The 6792-nt window shown below is 53.3% G+C and carries 4 protein-coding genes; 1 reads left to right on the top strand and 3 read right to left on the bottom strand.

Features of this window, described 5'->3' with window-relative positions; all coding sequences use genetic code 11:
* The 3 genes from L977_RS09480 to pncB all read right to left on the bottom strand — a co-directional run.
* A partial coding sequence (locus L977_RS09480) for a porin (RefSeq protein WP_047625644.1) occupies positions 1-857 on the bottom strand: 857 nt, incomplete at its 3' end.
* Positions 858-1463: 606 nt separating this feature from the next.
* On the bottom strand, positions 1464-2864 hold the full coding sequence (gene asnS, locus L977_RS09475) for an asparagine--tRNA ligase (RefSeq protein WP_047625643.1): 1401 nt from the start codon (positions 2862-2864) through the stop codon (positions 1464-1466).
* A 165-nt stretch (positions 2865-3029) separates the two neighbouring features.
* Positions 3030-4232 carry a nicotinate phosphoribosyltransferase gene (gene pncB / locus L977_RS09470; protein WP_023332556.1) on the bottom strand — a complete coding sequence of 401 codons (1203 nt, stop codon included), beginning with the start codon at positions 4230-4232 and terminating at the stop codon, positions 3030-3032.
* 254 nt (positions 4233-4486) lie between these two features.
* Between pncB and pepN the strand changes: the two genes are divergently transcribed.
* On the top strand, positions 4487-6792 hold a 2306-nt coding region (gene pepN, locus L977_RS09465; protein WP_047625642.1), incomplete at its 3' end, for an aminopeptidase N.

The raw sequence follows: 6792 nt of genomic DNA, 5'->3' as shown, positions 1-6792 counted from the left end.
AGGCCGAAGTCGAACTGGTACTGAGCAACCACTTCGAAGTTCTGCGTTTTGTTAGCAAAACCAGCATCACCGCTAGAACCGGTACGGGTGGTGTTACGGGTTTCTGCATAGGTGGTTGCCAGGTACAGGTTGTTAGCGTCATATTTCAGACCAACACCCCATGCTTCAGCTTTGTCACCCTGACCATCAGCTTTCTGGTTCAGAGTACGGTTAGCGTTGCTGTAAGATGCGATTGCACCGAAGCCTTCGCCGAAGTCGTAACCCAAGGAGTAACCTACGCCGTCACCGTTAGAGGTTTTAACGTCAGCACGGTCGTTTTTACCCTGGTACTGTACGCCCAGGCTCAGACCGTCAACCAGACCGAAGAAATCGCTGTTACGGTAGGTCAGCAGGCCGGTGCTACGGCTGGTCATAAAGTTATCAACGTAGTTACCGCCCCAGGTCATACCTGAGAAGGACGGTGCCATATCGGTGTATGACTCAACGTCGTAAACGATACCGTAGTTACGACCGTAGTCGATGCTGCCAGCGTCACCCGCTTTCAGACCGGCAAAGGCCAGACGGTTTTTGTTTTTCTGTGCAGTGTTTTCCGCATCATTGGCCATGAAACGGTATTCCCACTGGCCGTAACCGGTCAGCTGGTCGTTGATCTGAGTTTCGCCTTTGAAACCGATCTGCGCGTAAGTTGCGTCGTTGTTGTTAGTGTTATCACCAGAGGTCACGAAATCGTGCTCGGCGTTAACTTTCCCGTAGAAGTCCAGTTTGTTGCCGTTCTTGTTATAGATTTCTGCAGCGTTAGCTGCACCGGCTACCAGCAGGGCAGGGATTACCACTGCCAGAATATTGCGCTTCATCATTATTTATTACCCTCATTGGTTTTTTTATGACACTCGCCACTGCCGTCAATAAATTCTGTCAATAAATATTTCCGGAACTATTGATGAGAGTTAGGTGTCTTTATGTATCTGACAGGCATCTTTCCATTCACCGAAGCGTTTCGCTAGCCTGAAAGTGCTACAATTCTCAAGATTGAGTTACAAAAAGAAAATATGTGTAACTAAATGTGTATTTTTCGGAACTTTGTGAACCATCTCAAATTTCAGAACGCCCTGGCGAATTAAACAGCAGATTGTTTCCTATATATATGAATTCCTTATGATTAATTTGGATAAAGGCAATTCCTATAAACAGATGTTAAACGATTCGTTTTTTCTTATGACCGAAAAAAGACTTCTGGATGGCTGAAAAAGTGGTTGAAAATTGTGCTATTGCTTGAGGGTGTAATAATCGCAATAAGAATAGGGTTTATTTTTTGTGGCTAGATGTTTCTCGGAAACAAAACGTAACAGGTAGTGGTTGTGACGGGGTGGTGCTTTAAAAACACTGACTTTGCGCTGACGAAAACTGACAGTGCAGAATAAAATAATGGCCAGCAAATGCTGGCCATGGTCTGTTTTTTGCTCTTAGAAGCTGGCGTTACGTGGCGTACGCGGGAACGGAATCACATCACGCACGTTCTGAACACCAGTAACGTAGGCGATCAGACGCTCGAAGCCCAGGCCGAAACCTGAATGCGGAACGGTGCCGTAACGACGAAGATCGCGATACCAGCTGTAGTCCGCAGGATTGAGACCCATCTCTTCCATGCGCGCGTCCAGCACATCCAGACGTTCTTCACGCTGAGAACCACCGATGATTTCACCGATGCCAGGCGCCAGGACGTCCATCGCTGCGACGGTTTTACCGTCTTCGTTAAGGCGCATATAGAAGGCCTTGATGTCTTTCGGGTAGTTTTTAACGACAACCGGCGCTTTGAAATGTTTCTCGGCCAGATAGCGTTCGTGCTCAGACGCCAGGTCAACGCCCCAGTAAACCGGGTTCTCGAACTTCTCACCGCATTTCTCGAGGATCGCAACCGCGTCGGTATAGTCCACCTGCGCAAAGTCGGCAGAGACAAAACGTTCCAGACGGGCGACCGCATCGCTGTCTACGCGCTCAGCGAAGAACTTCATATCGTCCGGACGCTCTTCCAGCACCGATTTGAAGACGTACTTCAGCATCGCTTCTGCCAGACCGGCGACATCGTCGAGGTTAGCAAACGCCACTTCCGGCTCCAGCATCCAGAATTCCGCCAGGTGGCGGCTGGTGTTGGAGTTTTCAGCACGGAAGGTTGGGCCGAAGGTATAAATCTTAGACAGTGCACAGGCGTAGGTTTCGCCGTTGAGCTGACCGGATACCGTCAGGAAGGCCTCTTTACCAAAGAAGTCTTTGTCATAGTCCACTTTACCTTCTGGCGTGCGCGGCAGGTTTTCCATGTCCAGCGTCGAGACGCGGAACATTTCACCCGCACCTTCCGTATCGGAAGCGGTGATCAGTGGGGTAGACACCCAGAAGTAACCCTGCTCATCGAAGAAGCGATGCAGCGCCTGAGCCAGCGTATGGCGCACGCGTGCCACCGCGCCGATCAGGTTGGTACGTGGACGCAGGTGCGCCACTTCACGCAGGTACTCGATGCTGTGACGTTTTGCCGCCATCGGGTAGGTGTCCGGATCTTCAACCCAGCCGGTCACTTCAATCGCAGAGGCCTGAATTTCGAAACTCTGGCCCTGACCCGGAGACGCCACAACCACGCCGGTCACAATGACGGAACAGCCGGTTGTCAGGTGCAGAACGTCATCATTGTAATTGGGCAGAGAATTATTAATGACGGCCTGTACAGGATCAAAGCAGGAACCGTCATAGACGGCGAGGAAGGAGATGCCAGCTTTAGAATCTCGGCGGGTACGCACCCATCCGCGCACGGTGACTTCCTGGTCAACGGCGACACGGCCCTGGAGTACGTCGGCTACAGGCACAACGCTCATAATATTCTCTCTGTTAATAGTCGGAAAAAATAAACACTTGTCCACCCTTATGGGGGGATATCTATGTTACCTGCCATCCGCTATCAGACAAGTAAATTTCGCAGTCAAAAGAGAAGAATTGAGAAATAAATAAGGGAAGGGAGCCCTTCAGGCTCCCGTAAGCGCTTAACTGGCTTTTTTGATCTGCGGGAGATCGAAGGCTTTGCGCAATGCGCGGACAAACGCTTTGTCATGGCAGATGGTTTTACCCGGGCTGTCGGAGAGTTTCGCCACCGGCTTGCCGTTACATTCCACCAGCTTTATCACAATATTCAGAGGTTTTACCTGAGGAATGTCGCAGGTCAAACGGGTACCAATCCCGAAGCTCAGGTTCACTCGGGTGTTGAAATGGCGATAAAGTTCAACCGCTTTCGCCAGGTCAAGATTATCGGAGAAAACCAGCACCTTGCTCATCGGGTCAATGCCGAGTTTTTGGTAATGGGCTATCGCCTTCTCGCCCCATTCAACCGGGTCCCCGGAATCGTGGCGTAACCCCTGATAACGCTCAGCAAACTCAGGTCCGAAGTCACGCAGGAAGGCATCCATCGTAATGCAGTCGGTGAGGGCGATCCCGAGTTGATTCGGGTACTCCTCAAGCCATGCGGCGAGGGCCGCGCGCTGGCTGTTAGCCAGATCCGGGCTGATTTGCTGATGCGCCTGGAACCACTCGTGCGCCTGGGTGCCCATCGGCGTCAGGTTGAGGCGACGCGCCAGGTCGTAGTTACTGGTGCCCACGAACCACGGCTCCTGCTGCAGACGTTTAACGATGGCCTGCTGAACCTCGCGAGAGAAACGGCGACGGGTGCCGAAATCCATCAGGCGGAAGCGGGACATATCCAGCCCTTCGGTCAGCGTGGTGAAGGCTGCAAGTTTATTTTCCAGCGAGGCGACCGCCTGGGCGACGCCCATTTCCGGCGAACGGTAGCGGTGAGCCAACTCGCTGATCACTGCCAGCAGCGGCACTTCCCACATGATCACTTCCCGCCACGGACCTTCAAGGCGAATATCCAGCTTGCCGTTCTCGTTGGTCACGGTGACCTGCTCCGGCTTATAGCGGAAATCACGCAGCCAGTTCAGGTAATCGGTTTTAAAGAAAGGCAGGCCAGAAAGCCACTGGTATTCATCGTCCTGCAGCGTCAGATGCTGCATCGCATCGACCTGTTCACGAATGGAGTCTGCGTAGATACCGAGCAAATCGTCACCACGGCAGCGGAATTCCGCCGCGACGTGAACGTCATAGTAATGGTGGAAAACGGCTTGCTGCATATGCAGTTTATACGCGTCGGTATCCAGCAACGTATGCAGAACCGGAGAAGCGAATTGAGTCATAGGTGCGCTGTAGCATCCTCTCACGGGAGCGTTTAGTACAATAAACAACTCCGGAGTATACCTTGTTTAGTGATTTATTGAACCCCGATCACAACATAAGCACACTTTATGGTCGAGGGCATTTTGTGCCCCGTGTTATACAAATGTAGCGAAAAAGGTGTTTCTGCCTGAAAAGATGAACATTCTGCATAGCGCGTTTTGCGCAACAGGAATATATTGAAACGTTACTCGACAAACGATGCATAAGGTTTTCTATGACACAACAGCCACAAGCCAAATACCGCCACGACTACCGTGCGCCGGAATACCTGATTAGCGATATCGACCTGACGTTTGACCTGGATGCCACAAAAACCGTCGTGACGGCGGAGAGTCAGGTGACGCGCCACAGTGCGACTGCCGTGCCGCTGCGTCTCGATGGCGAAGACCTGACGCTGGTCTCCCTGCATATTAATGATGAACCCTGGTCAGACTATAAAGAAGAAGGCAACCAGCTGGTCATCGACAACCTGCCGGAACGCTTTACGCTGCGCATCGTGAATGAAATCAGCCCTTCAGCCAACACGGCGCTGGAAGGGCTTTACCAGTCAGGCGTGGCTCTGTGTACCCAGTGTGAAGCCGAAGGTTTCCGCCATATCACCTGGTACCTGGACCGCCCGGACGTCCTGGCGCGCTTCACGACGAAAATCATCGCCGATAAAACGCTTTATCCGTTCCTGCTCTCCAACGGTAACCGCGTCGGTGAGGGCGAACTGGAAAATGGTCGTCACTGGGTGCAGTGGCAGGATCCGTTCCCGAAACCGTGCTACCTCTTTGCGCTGGTGGCGGGTGATTTTGATGTGCTGCGCGATACGTTCAAAACTCGCTCCGGGCGTGAAGTGGCGCTGGAGCTGTTTGTTGACCGTGGCAACCTTGACCGCGCACCGTGGGCGATGACCTCGCTCATCAACTCCATGAAGTGGGACGAAGAACGTTTCGGTCTCGAATACGACCTCGACATCTATATGATCGTCGCCGTCGATTTCTTCAACATGGGCGCGATGGAGAATAAAGGTCTCAACATCTTTAACTCCAAATACGTACTGGCACGTACCGACACCGCTACCGATAAAGACTACCTTGATATCGAACGCGTCATCGGCCACGAGTATTTCCATAACTGGACCGGTAACCGCGTCACCTGCCGTGACTGGTTCCAGCTGAGCCTGAAAGAGGGACTGACCGTCTTCCGCGATCAGGAGTTCAGCTCCGATCTGGGCTCTCGTGCGGTAAACCGTATCAACAACGTCCGCACTATGCGCGGCCTGCAGTTTGCGGAAGATGCCAGCCCAATGGCGCACCCAATCCGTCCGGATAAAGTCATTGAGATGAACAACTTCTACACCCTGACGGTGTATGAGAAGGGCGCTGAAATTATCCGTATGATCCACACCCTGCTGGGCGAAGAGAACTTCCAGAAAGGGATGCAACTCTATTTTGAGCGTCATGACGGCAGCGCGGCGACCTGTGACGATTTTGTGCAGGCGATGGAAGATGCCTCTAACGTGGATCTCTCGCACTTCCGCCGCTGGTACAGCCAGGCCGGGACGCCGATTGTCACCGTTAAAGACGACTACAACCCGGAAACCGAGCAATACACCCTGACCATCAGCCAGCGCACGCCGCCAACCGCCGAGCAGGAAGAAAAACATCCGCTGCACATTCCGTTCAGTATTGAGCTGTATGACAACGAAGGCAAAGTGATCCCGCTGCAGAAGGGCGGTCATCCGGTACACCACGTACTGAACGTAACCCAGGCAGAGCAGACCTTTATCTTCGATAACGTCTATTTCCAGCCGGTGCCTGCGCTGCTGTGCGAATTCTCCGCCCCGGTGAAGCTGGAGTACAAGTGGAGCGATCAGCAGCTGACGTTCCTGATGCGTCACGCCCGCAACGATTTCTCCCGCTGGGATGCCGCGCAGAGTCTGCTAGCGACCTACATCAAGCTGAACGTGAACCGTTATCAGCAGGGCCAGCCGCTGACGCTACCGGTGCATGTAGCAGACGCGTTCCGTGCGATCCTGCTGGATGAATCTATTGATCCGGCGCTGGCGGCTGAAATTCTGACCCTGCCGTCGGCAACTGAAATTGCCGAGCTGTTTGACATCATTGACCCGATTGCCATCGTGGCCGTGCGTGAAGCGCTGACCCGCACGCTGGCTGCTGAACTGGCGGACGAATTCCTCGCCATCTATAACGCCAATAAGCTTGATGCTTATCGCGTTGAGCACGCGGACATTGGTAAACGTTCTCTGCGTAACACCTGCCTGCGTTATCTGGCGTTTGGTGAAACCGAGCTGGCGAACACGCTGGTGAGCACGCAGTATCATAAAGCGGACAATATGACCGACGCGCTGGCCGCGCTGGCGGCGAGCGTTGCCGCTGAACTGCCGTGCCGCGATGCGCTGATGCAGGAGTACGACGACAAGTGGCACCAGGATGGTCTGGTGATGGACAAATGGTTCATTCTGCAGGCGACCAGCCCGGCGGCCGATGCGCTCAGCAAAGTCCGCAGCCTGCT

The organism is Enterobacter sp. ZOR0014, from assembly GCF_000798855.1.
Classification (GTDB): Bacteria; Pseudomonadota; Gammaproteobacteria; order Enterobacterales; family Enterobacteriaceae; genus Enterobacter; species Enterobacter kobei.
The sequence above is the reverse complement of the archived record's forward strand: the minus strand, read 5'-3'. Positions and strand labels throughout refer to the sequence as shown.